We start from the raw sequence: 19750 nt of genomic DNA, 5'->3' as shown, positions 1-19750 counted from the left end.
GTAATCATCCAACTGTACAGCAAAGATTATCTGCCCTCATCAAAGGATGATTTTATGAACTCGCCTGTCTCAAAAAACATGCTGAATGTCAGCGCCGATTACCCCGACCTTCGGGATCGTTATTACCAGCCAAATCTTACTCCACTTAAGCCTTTTATCGACCCGCCAGGCAATTTGGTTATTTTAGACCAAGGAAAAGATGGAGCGTGTACCGGCTTTGCATTGGCCGCTACCATTAATTTCATTTACCGTCAGCAAGGCCGAAAACATACTGTTAGCCCGTGGATGCTTTATGCCATGGCTAAACGTCATGATGAGTGGTTAGGTGAAGCGTATGAAGGCTCTAGCTGCCGCGGTGCAATTAAGGGGTGGTACAACAGTGGCGTATGTAACGAGTCACTAACTGAAGATATTAAGCACAGCAACGAATTTGAAATGACCCTAGCTATTGCTAACAATGCAAGCAATCACAGGCTAGGTGCGTACTACCGTATTGAACGAGAAATTAGCGATTTTCATGCGGCGCTTAACGAAGTGGGCGTAATCTTTGTTTCTGCCAGAATTCATGAAGGCTGGAAAGATAGCGAAGGTGATGTAATAAGCTTAAGGCCTGAACCCATGGGTGGCCACGCGTTTGCCATTGTTGGCTATAACGATGAAGGCTTCTGGATCCAAAACTCCTGGGGGACGGATTGGAAAAAGTCAGGGCTGGCACTTTGGCGTTACGATGACTGGGCGTTAAACGTTATGGATGCGTGGGTTGTTCAACTCGCACTTCCTATTTCAGGTACAGGGACTTACCACCAAGCTACGCGCTCTATTGCACAGGGCTTGTTTTCTCGCTCCACACCACGGGTGAGTATTCAAGATCACTTCGTTCATTTCGACGACGGACACTTTGATACCAGAAGCAAATATTGGAGCAATAAAAACCACGTCGATGCCATTATTGAAAAACTTTCTGACAGTAACCATCGCCACGTAATGCTGTATGCACATGGCGGCTTAAATAGCATAAAAGCTTCGGCTAAACGCATTGCTGCCATGAAAGACACCTTTCTTAAAAACGATATTTACCCCATTCACTTCATGTACGACACGGGTATGCTAGAAGAACTCAAGGATATTCTTGGCTTTAAAAATAAAGAGATTAGCAACAAAGTTGGGGCTTTCACCGACTACACCGACCGCATACTAGAATGGGCGACGCGTAAAGTAGGCGGTGCACTGTGGCGAGAAATGAAATCAGACGCTTGCACGCCCTTTACCCGTACCACATCAGATGGTACGTATTTCCTAACGCAATTGGCCGCCTACTTGAAAGACAATTCAGATATTAAGCTGCATGTTGTAGGGCATTCTGCTGGCTCTATTTTTCATGCTCACAGCCTATCTAGGCTGTGTAAAGTCGATGAAAACATAACGATTAAGAGTCTGCATTTACTGGCTCCAGCCATTAGCTACCCCTTATTCAACGAAAAGCTCTCTGCGCTTATAGAAGGTAAACACATTGAATCGACCATGGTTTACAACTTATCTGAAGCGTTAGAAAAAGATGACCACGTGGCGCGCATTTACCAGAAGTCGTTGCTCTATTTAGTATCAAATGCGTTTGAATCCAAACCAGAGATGCCCTTGTTAGGTATGGCTGTGTTTAATCAGCCTCTGCCTAACGTGACGTTTAAGTACAGTGAGGGGAAAGAAGGTGATGCCACCGCCGCCACGTCCCACGGTGGCTTCGATAGCGACGTAGATACCATGAACTCGGTGCTTTCAGACATCACTGGCGGCTCACCTAAATATCCGTTTACAAAGGCAATACTGGATTATTAATCCCTGCTGGTTTGAAGGCAATGCAAGGGAAGTGAAAGTGCTTTTTTCGCGATTTAGCCCTTAGCTATGACGGGCTAAATCGTTCGTGCAATGTTAAGCAGTTAGCGTTAATTGCAGGTTATCATGCTTGAAGCGATAAACCTTCTCTAGAGGGGGTGTAAGCTTGCAAATAAGCATTTTGAATGCGGCCAATTCGTGTTTGCATCACATTAGACTCATTGGCCTGAAAGCCTTGTGTGTCTGCTGATGAAGATTGATTATCTAACACCATATTCGCAATAGAATCGGTTGCGGTGCCTATATTTGTATCGGGCTGCACGGCTGCCCCAGAGCCTGCAACAATGCCATTGCTTTGTGCTGAGGTAGAACCTGTTGAAGCCGTTTCTGTTTGGCCTTTGGCAATCTCGCTACGGGCCTCTGTGGCTTTTTGAGAAGCCTCTGCAGCCACTTTTAAATCTTGTGATGAAGGTTCAGCTGGTGCGAGGGCGGCTGCGCGCACTTGCTCCATTTTTTTCAGCGTTTCCTCTGGCGTTTTTTCTTCTGAAACATCAATCGACACTTCGCCATCGGTCACATAGCGTTTATTGTCAGGGCCTGTAGTGTATTCATACTGCGGAGCACCGGCGTACTGACCGCCTGTTGAAGCATGCGCTTGCTCGTGAACCCTCACTTCCTGATCGCGGGCTTTTAACTGCTCAATTTCAGCAGCGTCTTGTTTCTCTTGCTGTTCTTGTTGCCTGTCTTGCGCGCCCTGCTTGCCTGCACTCTCATCTTGCGCATTATCTTTCTGTTGCCCAAATACGTTTTGAAAGGCAGCTTGAAGTTCTGTTTGTACCTGAGGGCGCTCGTAAGTAACCGGCGCTGGCGGCTGGCCGGGACTCTTCGCTTTATCGGCTTCTGACCCCAAGCCTTTTTGAGAAGCCCCTTGCTGGGAATCTGACGCTTGGGGAATAGTTTCACGCTGCACGTTATCTCTACGTGCAGACTCTGTATTTATGTTCGCCGTGGGATAAGCAATGGCGTTAAGGATTGGTGTAACGATATTCACCGTAACTGCTCCACCTACGCAAGCACGTCTATAATGGTACCAAGCATCTCATCGGCAACACCTAGTACTTTGGCAGAGGCTTGGGCATTACGTTCGTTTACGTTGAGCGCGATTAAGTCGTCAGTGAGACGCGTGGAGGTGGAGGTAGACGTTGAACTCGATGACGTGTTTGTCGTGTCGGTATTGGTCGCAATAGGTTGAGCGGGTGCTACCGCATCCTCAGCAGTTCGCTGAGCAATATTTGATGCTGCCTGCGAAATTCCATCGCTGGCATTTTGTAAACCATATTGAGCCGCTGCAAATGCAGAGCCTGCACTTAAACCATCAATACTTGTCATACACTACCCCTAACCTCTCATGTGCAATTATTAACCAATTTCGCACAAATGGAAAGACATGTATCACACCCTGTCATTAACTTATTGTAAGCAGGCGATTTTTATTAAGCTGTCAAAGATAAGAAAAGCTTCAAACTATCGGCAAGCCGCGGTTTGAAGCTTCATGTCATCGCTCTATTAAGACGCCTTTTGCTGGTAAACGCCAGCGGCAAAGCGAAATAAAATGTCAGCAGTTTGCTGAGGATGTGAAATAAACGGCGCATGCGACGCATGAGGCAGAACAACGGTATCAGCCTGCGGATGTAGCTCACATATACGATCTATTCCGCTGGTCGGCACTAGACTATCTAACCTGCCATACAATCGTAATGTGGGTGTAGTTATTCGCCCCACGTCTTGACGCATATCTTCAGTAGACAAAATGCGTAAACCTTTCTTAAGCGCTTCCTCGGCCGGATCTGGGAATTGGGTTACCTGTTCTCTGATCGCCTTAATATCCTGCTTTGCCGTTTCGCTGCCCATCGCTTGAATTGCCAAAAAACGTTCCAGTGTTTTCTGATAGTTCTTTTCAAGCTGAGTCTCGAACATTGAAAGTAAATCGGCAGCAATCCCCGGCCAACAAGGCCCTGCTATAAATCGAGGTGTTGAAGCAATCGTTACCAGTCCGGTAAGTTTTTCTGGTGCTAACAGCGCTAACTTTTGCGCAACTAGGCCTCCTAATGACCACCCAACCAACACACACTGGTCTGGCAGTTGGTTCACAATGGATTGAGCCAATGTTTCCACGTTATACGGTGACGGAACGAACTCCGCATTTTCTCCAAACCCAGGAAGATCTATGGTGGTGACGCGAAAATTATCGCTTAAATAAGGGATAAAGGATGTGAACGCTCCGCTGTTCATACCCCAACCATGAAGAAATACCACATCTACGCCTGTACCCTGAGTACGGGTGACAAGCTCGCCGTTTGTATGCAAACTTTCCATTTACACCTCCTTAGGCAGTCACGTGTTTTTGAGGCAACACGAAATAATGAAAACAGGTCGACGTTCGACAATTCAAGGAAGTTGATGGAATCAACACTATGAACCTTTCATGCTTGCTATGTTATCAGGCAAGTCCTACGCCAGTATGTCACTGGTGTGAAGATGACATATTTTTTTTCGATGCCACGTTGCACGGAAGTAACTTACTTCAATATGGCCCTGTGGCAGGCCACGTCAAGCATAGCCACTATGACGCGTTACGCGTTTTGGGACTTCATACGTGGCCAATGTCATCGCTGGTTCACCAGTTAAAGTTTACGCATTCCCTTACGGCAGGAAAAGTATTAAGTAACTGGTTTGTCCATAAAATGCGACAGTGCACTTTATCAGTGCCCAATGTGCTGCTTCCGGTGCCAATTAGTGCATGGCGACTTGCTACACGGCACTACAATCAGGCTACGCTTCTGTGTGAAAGCATAAGCAGTGAGCTGAATATTCCAGTTAACCAGTCGTGGGCCAAACGACGGGGCTTTAGCGTGCAGCATCACTTATCCAAAATGGCGAGAGCCGAAAACGCAAGCCGTGTATTTAGCCTATCGACGCAGTGTATCGATGATGAGATAGCGATAGCGCAAGGCATTAAAGATGGCAGCAACTTCAGCGTTGCAATCGTCGATGACGTACTCACCACCGGCGTGACCGTGAATACATTGAGTAAAAGGCTCAAAAAACGCTACCCAAATTTACACATTCAGGTGTGGGTAGCGGCATTTACGCCACCGCCTAAAAGCAGTCTGTATCAGAAAGCCTAGTGATCAGGAGCGGTGATACTGAAAAGCGCGGCATTCGCCGCGCCTTTCAAACTGATTTAGCGGATAAAGTGCGATTGGTAGATTGCATTGGCCAGCATCTTGTTCGTGCCATACCAGTACCCTCTAAACTGCGTATTGTCGGTAAAGCCAATGACAACGCCGCGACCCATTTTTTGAGTCGTCACAGCAGTTGATTCAGCCATTAGCGCAACCATTCGTTTGTCACTAAATCCAGCCATGAGAGGCTCATCAGTGTAGCGTGCAGGTGTTATAAAGGGTGAGCTACTGGCTTCCACTATCATATTATTGGTTTTAAACATGGGCAGTGTGTCGTCATCATAGCCGTAGAACAATGGATGAGTATTGTCGATATTGGCTTCAAACACAGCGCCAGCCACCAACTTTCTGGCGTACAACGATGCGCCATCTTTATAGCTGAGTTCGCTTTCATCGAACGCGTTATCAATACTCTCTCGACTAACAATTTCTACGTCTAACCATTTATGTTGAGCGAAATAACGCAACGCGGATTTCTGCCCCACGATCACGCCACCGGCTTTCACCCACTGTTCAATTTGAGTTCTTTCACTTTCGGTAAAGCGATATCCACCGCTAGGGAATAGAAGGTGCGTATAAGTAACGCTCGGATCATTAAGCGCGCTTGTCAGATGTTGTTGCTCAACAATACTGGCAGCCAGCCCCACTTTTGTGTCGAAATAGTGCCATATTTCACCTGCTTCGTATTCACTGGTGCCTTCGCCGCCCACTATTAACACCTTTGGCAAGGTAACAGGTGCCATGCTCCGGCTACCCAAATCGTGCCCTGTGGGTGTTAACCCACTGCGCAAACTAAATACAGGCACCTGAAGTTGCTGTTGCGCATCGCGCAAAATGGCCGCCAAGTTTTCTGGCTGACCCAGTCCTTTTGGTACAACTATGCTGCCAGGCTGTAGCTCAATGCTGTTGCCATCGTATTTAATAGCGGAAAACGCTTCTTCACTACTACGCACCTTAACGCCAGCTTCCAAAAGCGTTTGCAGCATGGCTGGCGCATAGTACTGCTGCCATGAAAACGCATACGCGTATGCGTCTGGGTGGATATCGTTAAGTGTTGGTTGTGCAAGTGCGGTGCTGTCGCTAAGTTTTAGGCTTCTCGCATCGCCCCTATCTAGAGGCGCGTAATCCAAATTGAAAGCCAAAGCCAAATTCCACGTTGATACATCGTAAAACGTGTTGTTCTCAAACGAGGTTTGGGTAGAGAAAATTGACTTTACTAAACGGTATTGAGGCTGGTTTGAAGGAATATAAATCGCGCGACCTGCACCATAGCGAACTTTGCTTACCTCAACATCTTTCGTTAACACCTCGTAATTAATATGATGCTGTTCAAGCAATGCAACAAATGCGTTAAAGCGAGCTGTGTCATTCGATGCACTAACAACAAAACCTACCTGCTCATCCTTTTCAGCCAGTGACTGTGTGCTCTTAACAAAACCCGATTGATAATCGAGAATAGCAGCCTTATTTGCCAATGCGCCTCTAAAAGTGCTTAAAGACGTAGTAATTTGATTTGCTATGGTGTCTTTAAAGGCCAGTTTGCCATTAATAGAGTCCTGAATGTGGCCCCGTGAGCTTGCTTGCTCAAAAAGAATACCCACACTGCCGTGTAAATCTGGATAGGTCGAGCCTTTGCCTGCGTAGAAATCGTCAAACGCTTCTTGGGTAAAATAGAGCTCCCCTTGCTCATCAAACGCGGCAGCGTGATACTGGGCAAGCGCTTCAGTTAGCGTTACGTTCTCATCAGGCGTCAGTGGATTTTTACGCGAGCGCACACCAGGCTGGAAAAAATAGGTGCTATCTGTCCCCATTTCATGAAAATCGGTGAGGATATGTGGGCGCCATTTATGAAACTGTTTAATTCGCGCCTGCGACTCTGGGTGCGCCAGCAATAGCCAGTCGCGGTTTAAATCAAACCAGTAATGATTTGTTCTGCCTGACGGCCACCCCTCATCGTGTTCACGATGTCGACTGTCAGAAACCAGCTGCTTGCCCTTGTGCATATTTGCCCACTGAGCGAATCGAGAAAGCCCATCGGGGTTGAAAGACGGATCAAACAGCACAATATTGTTATTCAACAAGGCATCAATTTCTTTACCTTCAGCCGCGGCCAAATAATATGCCAACGCAAGTGAAGCATTGGTTCCGGAAGGCTCGTTACCGTGAATACTGTAGCCCATGTAGAAAATAAGGGGAGCATCGCTACCTACTTTCTTGCCGCTTTCCATTGCATCAATGTGTTGCTGCCTCATCGCCTCAATATTGTTTCTATTTGAGGGCGCTGTGATTGTCAGTAACAGAAGTGGGCGGTTTTCGTGAGTACGGCCGGTTTCTTCAATGGTGATACGGTCAGACTTCTCGGCAAGTAGCTTCATATAATTGACGACTTGGTCGTGACGCACATGCCACTCGCCAATGTTGGCGCCTAGTATCGATTCAGGTGTGGGAATAGCTGGGTTGTAGGATACCGTGTCAGGTAAGTATGCTGTCACCGGCTGCCCGCCTACATCAGGTGCAATAGTAACAGTTGAAGCAGAGGCGGGTTGTGCTAATGATTTCTGACTGGCTGTTGCCCCAAAGGCGATGGTACCAAGGGCTAATAATGAAACGAGTGAGAATGGATTCTTTTTGGCGGTGTAATGCAATTTCGCGAACATAGCGCTTCCCGTCTTGTTGTTATGGTTGAGAATAGTGTTGACGTGCACGCCTCTCAACAAATTCGATTCACTGGAATAATTTATTTAATTAATACCTGACTGTTTTACTCAGGTAAATTTGATACAATAATCCAAATTTCAAAATATGTAGGACTTGCTGATGATAACTATATCAGAAGAAGCCCAGGCTCACTTCGTAAAACTGTTGAGTAAACAAGAGTCTGGCACGAATATTCGTGTATTCGTCGTAAATCCAGGCACTTCGTCGGCTGAGTGTGGCGTGTCCTATTGCCCACCAGACGCGGTTGAAGAAACAGATACCCGTTTGCCATTTAATGGTTTCGATGCGGTCGTAGATGAAGAAAGCGCGCCTTATTTAGAGGAAGCGGAAATTGACTACGTTACCGATCAAATGGGCTCACAGTTAACCTTAAAAGCACCTAATGCAAAAGCGCGTAAAGTGTCTGACGACGCACCATTAATTGAGCGAATTAACTATATGATTGAGTCGGAAATCAATCCTCAGTTAGCGAGCCATGGTGGCAATGTTGTATTGACAGAACTGACTGACGACGGCTACGCCATACTTCAGTTCGGCGGCGGCTGCAATGGTTGCTCAATGGTAGACGTAACGCTTAAAGAAGGTATTGAGAAGCAAATGGTCGAGCAATTCGCTGGCGAGCTTAAGGGCGTGCGCGATGCGACTGAGCACCAAGCGGGTGAGCACTCTTACTACTAAGCGTAATATTGCACTTGCTTAAGTGTATATCTCGATAACTATCTCATGCTAAAGCAAGACATTCACAAAAGCTGGCAACGATTCAAAATAGGTCTATCTATTTTCGTTGTCGGCGTCTTGCTGTTGTTTACCTTAAGTGAACTTCATATCACGCTGCATTACCTGAGCCTTCTTATATTATTTGTCGGTTTCGCTATCGCCATGTTGGGTTACTGGGGAATTTTTATTCAGCGCTTTTCTTTTATGAAAAACAAAAAGCCACCGCCTAAATTCTGATTACTTCCTGCTCTACGCCATACCTTCTTGCCCTATTCTTTATGTAAGCCAGTCGCTTGCACTCAGTTTTACCCATACGCCATACTCTACATTACGCAGCTGTCTCCCGTTTATTTATATTCGCCTAGCGCTCGTCTCGGGTTATAGGTAGATTAGAGGTTGCGCTAAGTGCCGAACAAAATAAAATGGAGCTGTGGTGAATACAACAAAGAAGCTGGGCCTGCTTGGCGGAATGAGTTGGGAATCAACGGTCAGTTACTATCAAGCCATAAACCGTGGTGTAAACGCTCAACTTGGCGGCCTTCACAGCGCACCGCTGATAATAAGCAGCGTTGACTTTGCCCACATAGAGCAGCTTCAGCATAAAGGAGAATGGGATAAAACCGCCGATATACTGATCCGCGAGGCGAAGCACTTAGAAACTGCGGGTGCAAAAGCCATATTAATTTGTACCAATACCATGCACAAAGTAGCAACAGACATAGAGCAGAAGATCACCATCCCACTTATTCACATTGCCGACGCTACGGGGTGCGTGTTGCAACAAGATAAGGTTAAGAAAGTTGGGCTATTGGGCACCCGCTTCACCATGGAACAAACCTTTTATACATCCCGCCTTAAAGAGATTTTTGGCATTGAGGTTGTTACTCCAAATGCCCAACAACGAGACACGGTTCATAACATTATTTATGAACAATTATGCAAGGGCGTGATTTGTGTTGAATCCCGTAACGCGTATATTGACATTATAAATGAACTGGCGGCCGAGGGTGCTGAAGGCATCATTTTAGGCTGCACAGAAATTGCCTTATTAGTTCAACAACATCACACCAAAGTTAAGTTATACGATACTACCGCTATCCATGCTTCAGCTGCGGTAGATTTTGCATTAGTTCCCCAAAGCGTTAGCAAAGGGTAAATAGCGAAACACATATAACCTAACTTTGATAAAAGGGAATTGGCCCTACTATTTTCAGAGGACACAGCTATGTTTAGCCACGTAATGATTGGTGCGAACGACCTTGAAGCATCAAAGAAATTCTACGATGCTATTTTAGGAGTATTAGGATACGAGCCAGGCGTTTTTGATGAATATGGACGGGTATTTTACTACACGCCTAAAGGTATTTTAGCGCTAACAAAGCCGATTAACGGAGAGGCTGCCACACACGGTAATGGCACCACGCTCGGCCTTGCCGCTCGAACACCAGACATCGTTGATGAATGGCATAAAGTAGGAAGCGAGAATGGGGGCGTGCCATGCGAGGACCCACCGGGTATTCGAGGCAATGGGGAACGCCAACTGTATCTCGCTTATCTGCGTGACCCAGCGGGCAACAAGCTCTGTGCCACGCACATCGTAAGAAAATAGCTCAAGTGCTGCCTGCTTAAATGATCACGCTCTTTTTGCAGGCTATTCACTTTTAGCTGTCTATTTGGCCCAAAGCACTTTGAGTAATAGCGTTTTGGGTAATGCCTAGTTATGTCTACATATAAGCCCTAACCAAACGAAACTGCATAGGTGTTACTGTCTGGCCGCTCAATATCCTAAACGGGTTTCGCCTTTTCTCTTCTTTGCACTATACATTGTTGCTAGATGAACTAACCTTGAACCAGTAAAAGCTCAGCTAACAGAGGGAATATGACGCCTGAAGAAACTGGCAAGGCCTACGACACCATTACACACCTTTGGACTCGTCCTGAATTTAATCAGAAAAATGGGTTAACCGCCTACCAAAAAGCATTGTCATTTTTAGCGGACACCCCATCACAAGAGCCTGATACAGTGCCTAGCGAAGCGCTTGATAAGGGAGAGGCGCCTAATGAGGAAAAAGCGAGCAATAAAGACAAACCAAAGAAACGAGGCTACGCACTAGACATAGGTTGCGGATGCACCAATCGTTTTGTCCCGGTTATCGAAAGCGCAGGGCTAGCTTACGAAGGCATTGATGTTTCCAAAGATATGCTGGCCATTGCGACGTCCCAATTACCCGCTCATACCTTCTATTGCGCCGACGTGTGTACATTCACTATCCCCAAGCACTATTCGTTTATTAGCGCTTGGGATAGCTTTTGGCATATTCCCCTAACGCAGCAAGAGCCTTTGCTTAAGAAGCTAGTGGATCACTTAGACGATGACGGTGTGTTGCTTTTTAGCTGTGGAGGTACAGATGAAAGCGGCCAACACACAAACGAAGTGATGGGCCCAGAAGTCTACTACGCCTCGCTGGGGCTACATAGATACATAGAAATATTGATAGAAGCAGGCGGGTTTGTTCGTCACGTTGAATTCGATCAGCACCCTGAACTACACACTATTATCATTGTGCAAAAAAGAACCGCGCAAAAACACATTAGCAAGAATAATACTGAATGATGCCTAGAAAAACTGAGAGAGGCAGCGTGCTCAGCACGCCTTCCCTAAGTAAGGTCAGCGAAGCGTTATAAAACACTAGCTTTGCGGTGTCGCTAGCTCACCGCGTTTATCTAATCGATAAAAGCTCCAGGCCAATGTCATACCGCGAGCGAGTAAAAAGGCAAGGAGAGCATACCAAAGGCTGACGTTACCCTGATCTTGCGTGAGATACCAAACGGGGAAATACACCCCTAACGCACTTATTATCATGGTATTTCTCATTGCGCTGGCTCGGGTAAGACCAACAAATACGCCATCGTACAAAAAACACCAATGCGCTAATAGAGGAAGTAATACCATTAGACCAAGATAAGGTAGCGCAGCTTTTACAATGTCACTATGTTCGGTAAGCAGCGCGATAATGGCCTCACCGCCAGCGAAAAATATCAAGCTATAAAAAAGGGCAAAAATACTCGACCAGACTAACCCTTGGTAGGTGCGTCGTTTCACTTCGCTGCTGTCAGACGCCCCCTTGGCTTCACCCACCAGCGCTTCCACACCATAGGCTATGCCATCAAGTCCCAATGCAATAAGAACAAAGAACTGCATGAGTATGGCGTTGACGGCCGCCGACGTTTCACCGTAACGGGCACCTTGAATGGTGAGAAACGCTAAGCAACCCTGTAATGCTAAGTTACGTAATAGCATGTCACCGTTAAGCTTCATCAGTACCTTCCGAGCTGCACGGTTAAACCACGATGCACTCACCGCGACACCGCCAACGCGCTTAAACGCCACCGCTAGCGCCATTATAGCCATGGTATACTCAGCGACAACACTGGCCAGCGCCACGCCAGCTACAGACAAACCAAGCCCGAACACAAACACTACATCGAGTCCCGCATTCAATAAATTTCCCACAATTTGAATAGCCATGACGCTGCGCGTTTTTTGCTGCCCTACTAACCATCCAACTAATGCCAGGTTAAGCATGGCAGCTGGTGCGCCCCATACCCGCGTCGAAAAGTAGTCTTGAAGATGCAGGGCAACTTCACTGTTTGGCTGAGTTAAAGCTAAGCCTATAGACAAGATAGGAGATTGAAGAGCGAGTACCACAGCCCCCAACACTAGAGCAACCGCCACCGTTTGCCACAGCACTTTTGCTGACTCTAATGTATTGTTCGGTGAGCCTTTAGCTTGTGCACTCAAGCCTGTTGATGACATGCGAAGAAACCCGCACACCCAGTATATTTGCGTTAAGATAAGTGCGCCCACCGAAGCCCCTGCAAGCATGGCTGGTAAAGACATGTGTCCCAAAACCGCGGTATCCACCAAACCTAATAGAGGCGTAGTAATATTCGCTAAGATCATGGGAAGCGCTAACGCCAACAGACGGGAATGGTCGTCAAAAAAGGAGCGCTGAGTTAGTTGGGCAGGGGACATAAATGATCTCAGTAGGGGTTAATTTCGCTATATACTATCAACCTATGCAGCGGCATAAGTGAAATGCGTACCAGCTTGACCATGTATAAGATTGGCCAAGTCGCATTATTTGGAGTTTACCATGCTATTGAATTTGATTAGGCACTCAGTGGATGATGATATGAAAACCAACAATGTAATTCAAAATAGAACGACGAGTCGTACGCGTTTGAAGATCTTATCTTCAATGCTTGCGGGAATTTTCAATGTTTTGTTGGTCTCACCTAGCATTGCTTCAAGCTCAGATGCAAACCCTGTTGCTGATGCGACTTCCACTACAAAGGAACAAAGTGGTAGTAACATCGACTCTAGTGTGAGCACCACGCCTAACGCCGCCATTTTGCTTTATCACCATGTGTCGTCTTCAACACCAGCCAGTACCAGTATTTCGCCTGAAGCCTTTAAATCGCACATGGAATACTTGGACGCACACCACACTGTTGTTTCGCTTCAGGACGTTGTTTCTGCGATACAACACAACACTACACTGCCAGAAAATGCGGTTGCGATTACGTTTGACGATGGCTACGCAAACATTTTAGACAATGCTCACCCAATACTGGCTGACCTAGGTTTTCCCTATACCGTGTTTATCAACCCTGATGAAATTGGCGTAGGTCCTAAGCAGCTAACATGGGAGCAAGTTATTGCTATGCATAACGATGGCGTTGTTTTTGCCAACCACACGCTAGACCACCTTCATATGCTAAACGGTGAGCAAGCAATGGGCGAGCGCGCATGGCTGGAGAAAGTTTGGCAGAACGTAGAAAGTGCTGAAAAGAAGATTGAAGATAAACTGGATATTAGCCTTAAATATTTAGCGTACCCGTTTGGTGAATACAACACGGCGCTCGCTAATAAGCTCAAAGCTGAAGGTTACATTGGATTCGGGCAGCATTCCGGGGCTGTGGGCCCATCTAGCGACATGCAGGCACTACCGCGCTTCCCCGCGGCCGGTCCTTACGCCAATTTGGCAACGCTAAAGACCAAGCTTAATAGTCTAGCCATGCCAGTGACGCAAAGTTCACATAAAGACCCTCGTATGACAACACGAAACCTGTCATCGCCCATTAGTTTAACGATAGACAGTGACGATGTTCGCCTTACACAAGTAAATTGTTTTTTCGGCGGCGACCCTATCGAGACTAGCCTAGAAGAAAATGTGCTTACGTTTACCCTTGATGAAACCCTTCCAGTAGGACGTTCACGTGTGAATTGTACAGCACCGTCTAATGCGCAATCAGGGCGTTATTATTGGTACTCTACGCCCTTCTTTGTGGCAGATGAGAACGGCAATTACCCAGACTAGGGCATGTCGATAAGGCACATCTATGCTTGAGCGCGAGCGCATATCGATTGGGCTCGCGCGTATATAAGGAAACGTTTACCTATACAGGTTTAGAAAATCGAATAAAACCTTTATTTATCGACTCTTCCACAAAACTATGGCGCTGATAGAAACGAATGGCTGGCACGTTCGACACTTCAACATCTAGTACCACTTTACGTTTGTTCAGTTTTTCTGCTCGCGCTTGCATAGCATCAACCAGTATCGTTCCCACGCCCGTTCGACGGGCACTTTCTTCAACAGAGAGATGGCCTATCATGAGTTCGGTATTAGTAGGCGGCGTAAGATTGATGGCCACGGCCTGATTGCGCATGAGCACTGTCATAGCCTCATCGAGGGTAAAGTACGATGTGATGCTATCAAGGGTCGCCCTATCAAATGTTGCACCAAGTTTGCTGTGCCAAGAGGTCACAACACCGAGTACTTCGTCGCCGCTACACGCCACCCAATGATTCTTAAAGCCATATTGCCCGCCACCGAGCTCCCATGCATGAGACAGGTAGCCCTCAGCTGTTTTATTTTTATTTTGTCCAAAAATAGACGTTAACAAAGACTGCGCCGCATTCAATATAAGCGGCGTAGTTTGCGCAGCATCAGATGCCACACCTTGCCTTATTTTGATTTCCATATTACTGCTTCGAGATTATTATTGGCATATCAGCCAATATTTGCTGGGAATCACTTATCGATAGCTTTCCTGGCTCTCTTTTTGGTTTGAATCTTCCTATCACCCTAGCTTCAGGGTCGACAAGTACGACAGATGCACTGTGATCAACTAAATAGTTGGGGTTATCGGTACTTTCAGCAATGGCATACATCATTCCTAAATTACGTACAAACGGGAATAGCGCCTTGTGCTCTCCAGTTACGGCAATGAACTCCTCATTAAAATAGCTCACATACTCTGAAAGTCTTTCAATTGAATCGCGATTTGGATCAACGGATACAAAAACAATTCGAATAGGTTCGACACTATTTAATGCTTTTAGTTCAGGATATATGCCGTTCAGTTCAGCCATGGTAGTTGGGCAAATATCGGGGCAGAAGGTATAGCCCACAAATACTAAGCTCCACTGCCCTTCAAGCGACGAATTATTAAACACTTCACCTTCATGAGATGTAAGTGAAAACGGTGATAATGCTCTCGGCTCTGGGTAAGTCTGAAAGTATTCAGGCTGACTTTCAACATTTGGGGGCGCGATATACAGCGCCCCTACGATGCCTGCACATAGCGCTAAAAATGCAACAAGGCCGACGGTAGTTCGTTGATTCATAAACTCAGTGGTATGTAGTGATCTAAGAGTAATACGACAAACAATACCATGAGATGAATAATTGAAAACCTAAAAGTTTTCATTGCAGTTTGTGGCTCTGCATCGAATTTTAACTTTAATGCATAGTATAAAAACCCAATGTTAAGCACACTTGAGCCAATCAAATAAATGAGATCGCTCATGCCTGTAAGGTAGGGCAGCAAACATACAAGCCCCAACAATACTGTATACAGCAACACTGACGTTTTCGTAAATGACACACCGTGGGTTACCGGCAGCATGGGCACCTTCGCTTTGGCGTAATCTTTTTCTCTATGAATAGCGAGCGCCCAAAAATGCGGCGGCGTCCAGGTAAAGATAATCAGCACTAAAAGCAGGGCATGGGCATGTATTTCCCCTGTAACCGCGGTCCAACCTAGAAGCGGTGGAGCAGCCCCTGCTAAACCGCCAATCACGATGTTTTGCGGTGTCGCTCGCTTTAAATACATCGTGTAGATAAACGCGTAGCCTACTAGACTTGCTAAGGTTAACCACGCGGTTAGCATATTCACAAAAAGAGCTAACACTACAAATCCAACCACACCTAAAACGCCTGCAAACCACAGCGCGTTGTTTACGCTAACCTTGCCTTTTGCGACGGGGCGATTAAAAGTACGCGCCATCACACTATCTATCTTATGGTCGACAACGTGATTAATAACCGCAGCAGACGCAGACAACATACCAATACCCAATAAGCCACAGATAAGTACGGTTGCGTTTACCCACGAAGGCGTAGCTAAACACATGCCTACTAACGCGGTTAACAGCAACAACATGACGACATTAGGCTTAGTCATTTCATAGTAATCTCGCCACGTGACTACATTGTGCTGACGTGAAGTGCGCGCATGTAAAGAGACCGATTTAGCCATGGAAACCTCCTGGAGCTTTAGGGAGAATATGAGAAGACGTTGACGCGTTTAAAGGGTCGTGCAAAGGCGCTTCGTGGATGCTAAATGCACCTGCACCCTGCAGTGGTTTCGAACCTGAGAATGAGCCTGTATTTCGTTTTTCTGTACCGAAGACGTTATCGTTTTCTAGTGCCAAAAATACGGTAAAAATGAGGTTGAGTAGGGAGAGAAGTAACACGGCTGCGACCGCGTTATGCATTACAGCGATAGCCAGTGGCAGCATAAAGATAATGTTGCTAAGTCCTAATGCCACTTGCGTGCACAATGCTACCAACATAAACGTACCCACATATTTTTGTTTACTTGTGGTGTAACGGCTTACCAACACACTTATACCTAGTGCTAGCAAGTATAAAAACGTGATGACCGCGCCGAACCTATGCACTATGTGCATGGTAACTCGTTCGCCGTAATCGTGAGCACCAAACTCATAGTTGTCTGCGTCAGGCACACTGAATGCACCTGCCAAATCAATTCTTTCCTGCCAACCGCTTTCACAGACCGGCATTTCCGTACAGGCCAACGCAGCATAATTGGCAGAAGTCCATCCACCAAGAGCAATCTGGGTAACAAGCACGCCAAGCCCAATGAAGGCGAAAAGTTTAAGGTTTCGCTGAAAGACTTTGGCTTGAGGTAAGTCGGTAATATCCTGATCATGCATAGCTGACGCTATGGGCGCTTGTTTAGTTTTCGATGCATCGCCTGCGGTGTTGCGCAAGCGGAGGTAGAGAATAAACAGGCAAGAGAGTACAGAGAAGCCCCCCAGCAAATGCCCCATAACTACGACGGGAAGCAGATTGAGCGTCACGGTCCACATACCAAGTGCTGCCTGGAAGATAATAAGCCCCAGCAGTAACAGAGGTAATTTAACGGGCGTGCCTTTGTCGCGCTGCCGAATAGCAATAATGGCAATAGCCAGAACACACAGCCCCAGCGTTCCTGCAAAATAGCGGTGAATCATTTCATTCCACGCCTTAAACGCCTCAACTGGACGTTCGGGAAAAGCGGCGTTAGCTTGTGCCACTTTTTCCTCACTCAAAGGCACGGTTAGGTTACCGTAGCATCCAGGCCAGTCGGGACATCCTAGCCCAGCGTCGGTCAAACGCGTATACGCACCGAGAATAATAACGACTGCCGCCAGAAAAATACTGAATAGGGTTAATTTTTTCATGGCCATTATCCTATACGCGATAATTTAAGAAGCTTTCTCATATCTGCCAGCATGTTGCGGCTTTCCATCACGGCGTCTTTTCTATCGTCTTTAATGTCGTAAAAGAGCATGGCGTTATTTTGCGTATCAACAATATAAACACTGCTAGAGGCAAGCGCCGTTGGTGTAGTAACGGGTAAGGTTTCGACAAAAGGGTAGTCTTCTAGCGCGGCTATCGCAGTTTGGTCGCTTGAAGCGGTAGTAACGACCACTGCTTGGGCACGGTCCGATTCTTTACCTAGCGCAAGCCACACTTGGTTAATGCTAAAAAGTGCGTTCTCGCACACTGCGTCACATTTATTTGGCATCACATACAACAAACGCCATTTAGGTTCCGCGTTTTCTAAAAGCGCACTCATGTCGATGGTCGGCGCGAGCAGCTGACCTTTATTTGTCGCGCCTTTAGTAAACCAATCGTTATCAAGTGCGAGCTTTGCCAGAACAACAGGTAAAACAAACACGGCTACCATAATAATTAATGTTTTTTTCGAAGCAGCATTACTCATAACTACGTCCTTTCTTACTAATTGCAAAGCCGCCAATGGCTGCAGCGGCAATGGCTAAACCAAACCATTGAACTGCATAGCCAAGGTGCTTTTCAGGAGACATTACGACGGCCTGATGTTCACGAATAAACGCAGGGTCAGGCGTGGTAAGGTGAAGAATAAAGGGTAAAAGTTTGCGCTCTAAGGCGTTGCTTAGTGCAGGGAATTCTATATGCTGTATCAGCGCGGGGCTTTGCGACAAAGCCATGTTGGTTTCTTTCACTAAGGGGTTGTTACCCGGCACGCTAAGCACGCCGATTAATTCGCGCGTTTGGCTTGTAAAACTTATATCCGGTAGCGTGCGCGTTAAGTCTGGCGCAGGCACCCAGCCAAAGTTAACCAAGAGCCACCCGACATTGGTATTTACCGGTACGATGACATCGAAACCCACCCGCTGATTGTGAATCTGATTATCTAATAGCAACACATGGTTAGCGTCTATTGCGCCGCTGAACGATACGGTAATATCCCGAGGATCATCATGAGACAACGCCTCTTCTAAACTCAAGGTTCCATTACTTTGCTTTTGCGCTATGCTAGCTAAGCGTTGTTGCTTTTGGACCATGCGATCAAGTTGCCAGTACCCTAAACCGCACATAATCGCCACACTAAAGCCCGTGAGTAACCAAGGAATAACGTGGCGAGTGCGAGAAAACATGATTATTTCGCACCATGCAAAATTAGAATAAAAACAGAGGTGAATATGTTGATAAAAATAGTCCTTGTTGCGTTGGTGCTGTACATGATTGTGAATTTGTTCATGGCGATGCGAATCATGATGAAAAATGACACATCAAAAGGGCCTATGAGTAAGTACATTGGTCGACGCGTGCTCACTTCTGCCGTCATTGTTATTATTATTCTTATCGCTATTGGTACCGGTTTAATTACCCCAAACCCAAGGCCTTACTGAGTTTGGGGCTCCCTTTTAAAGTACGTAAACAAAGATGTAGAGCATGACCCACACTACATCTACAAAGTGCCAGTACCAGCTCCCCGCCTGAAACGCGAAGTGGTTTTCAGGCGTGAAATGGCCTTTCAAGACCCTAAAAAACAATACAATTAGAATGATGGTGCCAAGGGTCACATGCATGCCGTGAAACCCTGTGAGCATAAAGAAGGTGTTGCCGTAAATGCCTGACTGAAGCGTAAGCCCCAAGTCGCGATACGCATGTATGTACTCTTCTACCTGTAGGAACAAGAACCCACATCCAAGTAAGATAGTGATACCCAGCATTAGGGTTAGCTGTTTGCGTTTGTTTTGCTCTAGTCCCACATGAGCGAAGTGCAGTGTAATAGATGATATAAGCAAGATAACCGTGTTGATTGTGGGCAAACCCGCAGCACTCATTTCCTGTGTGGTAGTGCCGCCTGGCGTTGACACCAGCGGCCACATGGCCTCAAAGGTCGGCCATAAGACCTCATTGGTCATAGCGTTGTTCGATGCGCCGCCCAGCCACGGAACGGAAATAAATCTCGCGTAGTAGAGGGCGCCGAAAAACGCAGCGAAAAACATCACCTCTGAAAAGATAAACCAGCTCATACCTTGTCGATATGAACGCCCCAGCTGATCGCTGTAAAGCCCTGCCATAGATTCGTCTATTTGATTTTTAAACCAACCTACAAGCATAACGAGCAATACTGCTATCCCCGCTAAAAGGATATGACCGCCATAGCCTGTTTCACCTTTGGTTGCTTGCACCACATAATTGCCCGCACCTACGGCGATAAGAAATAGAGCAACGGCCCCTACGATGGGCCATGGACTTTGTGCGGGTACATAATATTTTTGGTATTCGTGATTCTGTACTTCGGGTTGCATTTTCTTCTCCTTA

At 46.5% G+C, this 19750-nt stretch carries 20 protein-coding genes; 8 read left to right on the top strand and 12 right to left on the bottom strand.

The features are described 5' to 3' along the window. The first annotated feature begins 54 nt into the window (after positions 1 to 54). Positions 55 to 1833 carry a C1 family peptidase gene (locus tag MHN02_RS00325; RefSeq protein ID WP_014980721.1) on the top strand — a complete coding sequence of 593 codons (1779 nt, stop codon included), beginning with the start codon at positions 55 to 57 and terminating at the stop codon, positions 1831 to 1833. A 121-nt stretch (positions 1834 to 1954) separates the two neighbouring features. Here the strand turns inward: MHN02_RS00325 and MHN02_RS00320 are convergent, their stop codons facing one another. From MHN02_RS00320 to bioH, 3 genes are all read right to left on the bottom strand, one after another. Next, positions 1955 to 2881: a putative metalloprotease CJM1_0395 family protein gene (locus tag MHN02_RS00320; RefSeq protein WP_239244066.1), complete on the bottom strand. Its 927-nt coding sequence runs from the start codon at positions 2879 to 2881 to the stop codon at positions 1955 to 1957. A gap of 14 nt (positions 2882 to 2895) precedes the next feature. Next, on the bottom strand, positions 2896 to 3219 hold the full coding sequence (locus tag MHN02_RS00315) for a hypothetical protein (RefSeq protein ID WP_239244064.1): 324 nt from the start codon (positions 3217 to 3219) through the stop codon (positions 2896 to 2898). Between the two features lie 177 nt (positions 3220 to 3396). Continuing rightward, on the bottom strand, positions 3397 to 4206 hold the full coding sequence (gene bioH / locus MHN02_RS00310) for a pimeloyl-ACP methyl ester esterase BioH (protein ID WP_014980724.1): 810 nt from the start codon (positions 4204 to 4206) through the stop codon (positions 3397 to 3399). Between the two features lie 98 nt (positions 4207 to 4304). Here bioH and MHN02_RS00305 point away from each other — a divergent pair, with 98 nt between their 5' ends. Beyond that, positions 4305 to 5018 (top strand): ComF family protein, encoded by a 714-nt coding sequence (locus MHN02_RS00305; RefSeq protein ID WP_014980725.1) that lies wholly within the window; start codon positions 4305 to 4307, stop codon positions 5016 to 5018. Positions 5019 to 5074: 56 nt separating this feature from the next. Here the strand turns inward: MHN02_RS00305 and MHN02_RS00300 are convergent, their stop codons facing one another. After that, positions 5075 to 7732 carry a M14 family zinc carboxypeptidase gene (locus MHN02_RS00300; protein ID WP_014980726.1) on the bottom strand — a complete coding sequence of 886 codons (2658 nt, stop codon included), beginning with the start codon at positions 7730 to 7732 and terminating at the stop codon, positions 5075 to 5077. A 160-nt stretch (positions 7733 to 7892) separates the two neighbouring features. Here MHN02_RS00300 and nfuA point away from each other — a divergent pair, with 160 nt between their 5' ends. The 4 genes from nfuA (at position 7893) to MHN02_RS00280 (ending at position 11124) form a co-directional block, all read left to right on the top strand. Continuing rightward, complete coding sequence (gene nfuA, locus MHN02_RS00295; protein ID WP_014951369.1) at positions 7893 to 8471, top strand: Fe-S biogenesis protein NfuA; 579 nt, start codon at positions 7893 to 7895, stop codon at positions 8469 to 8471. A gap of 472 nt (positions 8472 to 8943) precedes the next feature. After that, complete coding sequence (locus MHN02_RS00290; RefSeq protein ID WP_343212201.1) at positions 8944 to 9666, top strand: aspartate/glutamate racemase family protein; 723 nt, start codon at positions 8944 to 8946, stop codon at positions 9664 to 9666. Positions 9667 to 9735: 69 nt separating this feature from the next. Beyond that, entirely contained in the window at positions 9736 to 10119 is a 384-nt protein-coding gene (locus MHN02_RS00285) for a VOC family protein (RefSeq protein WP_014951372.1), read from the top strand. A 270-nt stretch (positions 10120 to 10389) separates the two neighbouring features. After that, positions 10390 to 11124: a class I SAM-dependent methyltransferase gene (locus MHN02_RS00280; RefSeq protein WP_239244062.1), complete on the top strand. Its 735-nt coding sequence runs from the start codon at positions 10390 to 10392 to the stop codon at positions 11122 to 11124. A 75-nt stretch (positions 11125 to 11199) separates the two neighbouring features. Here MHN02_RS00280 and MHN02_RS00275 read toward each other — a convergent pair whose 3' ends face one another. Then, positions 11200 to 12546, bottom strand: a complete 1347-nt coding sequence (locus tag MHN02_RS00275; protein WP_239244060.1) for an MATE family efflux transporter — start codon at positions 12544 to 12546, stop codon at positions 11200 to 11202. 121 nt (positions 12547 to 12667) lie between these two features. On the opposite strand from MHN02_RS00275, the gene MHN02_RS00270 reads away from it, so the two are divergent. Beyond that, positions 12668 to 13894 (top strand): polysaccharide deacetylase family protein, encoded by a 1227-nt coding sequence (locus MHN02_RS00270; RefSeq protein WP_239244058.1) that lies wholly within the window; start codon positions 12668 to 12670, stop codon positions 13892 to 13894. A 79-nt stretch (positions 13895 to 13973) separates the two neighbouring features. Here MHN02_RS00270 and MHN02_RS00265 read toward each other — a convergent pair whose 3' ends face one another. From MHN02_RS00265 to MHN02_RS00240, 6 genes are read right to left on the bottom strand one after another with little or no spacing between them, the layout of a single operon-like run. After that, complete coding sequence (locus MHN02_RS00265) at positions 13974 to 14561, bottom strand: GNAT family N-acetyltransferase (RefSeq protein WP_239244056.1); 588 nt, start codon at positions 14559 to 14561, stop codon at positions 13974 to 13976. A gap of 1 nt (position 14562) precedes the next feature. Further along, the gene (locus MHN02_RS00260) at positions 14563 to 15207 is read right to left on the bottom strand and encodes an SCO family protein (protein WP_239244054.1); all 645 of its coding nucleotides are present in this window, start codon (positions 15205 to 15207) and stop codon (positions 14563 to 14565) included. Continuing rightward, a complete protein-coding gene (gene cyoE, locus MHN02_RS00255) occupies positions 15204 to 16121 on the bottom strand; it encodes a heme o synthase (protein ID WP_014980735.1) in 918 nt (305 codons plus the stop codon). Before cyoE ends, MHN02_RS00260 begins: the two co-directional genes overlap by 4 nt. Next, complete coding sequence (locus MHN02_RS00250) at positions 16114 to 17331, bottom strand: COX15/CtaA family protein (protein ID WP_239244052.1); 1218 nt, start codon at positions 17329 to 17331, stop codon at positions 16114 to 16116. The genes cyoE and MHN02_RS00250 overlap by 8 nt, the downstream gene beginning before the upstream one ends. A gap of 5 nt (positions 17332 to 17336) precedes the next feature. Beyond that, positions 17337 to 17876, bottom strand: coding sequence for a hypothetical protein (locus MHN02_RS00245; RefSeq protein ID WP_014977804.1), 540 nt, complete (start codon positions 17874 to 17876; stop codon positions 17337 to 17339). Continuing rightward, on the bottom strand, positions 17869 to 18573 hold the full coding sequence (locus tag MHN02_RS00240) for an SURF1 family protein (protein ID WP_239244050.1): 705 nt from the start codon (positions 18571 to 18573) through the stop codon (positions 17869 to 17871). The genes MHN02_RS00245 and MHN02_RS00240 overlap by 8 nt, the downstream gene beginning before the upstream one ends. 45 nt (positions 18574 to 18618) lie before the next feature. Here MHN02_RS00240 and MHN02_RS00235 point away from each other — a divergent pair, with 45 nt between their 5' ends. Next, positions 18619 to 18828: a DUF2909 domain-containing protein gene (locus MHN02_RS00235; protein ID WP_039221374.1), complete on the top strand. Its 210-nt coding sequence runs from the start codon at positions 18619 to 18621 to the stop codon at positions 18826 to 18828. A gap of 15 nt (positions 18829 to 18843) precedes the next feature. On the opposite strand, the gene MHN02_RS00230 is transcribed toward MHN02_RS00235, so the two are convergent. Continuing rightward, positions 18844 to 19737, bottom strand: a complete 894-nt coding sequence (locus tag MHN02_RS00230; RefSeq protein ID WP_014951383.1) for a cytochrome c oxidase subunit 3 — start codon at positions 19735 to 19737, stop codon at positions 18844 to 18846. Between the last annotated feature and the right edge of the window lie 13 nt (positions 19738 to 19750).

It is taken from the genome of Alteromonas sp. CNT1-28 (genome assembly GCF_022348345.1).
In the GTDB taxonomy this organism is placed as follows: domain Bacteria; phylum Pseudomonadota; class Gammaproteobacteria; order Enterobacterales; family Alteromonadaceae; genus Alteromonas; species Alteromonas macleodii.
Note: the sequence above shows the minus strand (reverse complement) of the source record. Positions and strands in the feature narration are given on the sequence as shown.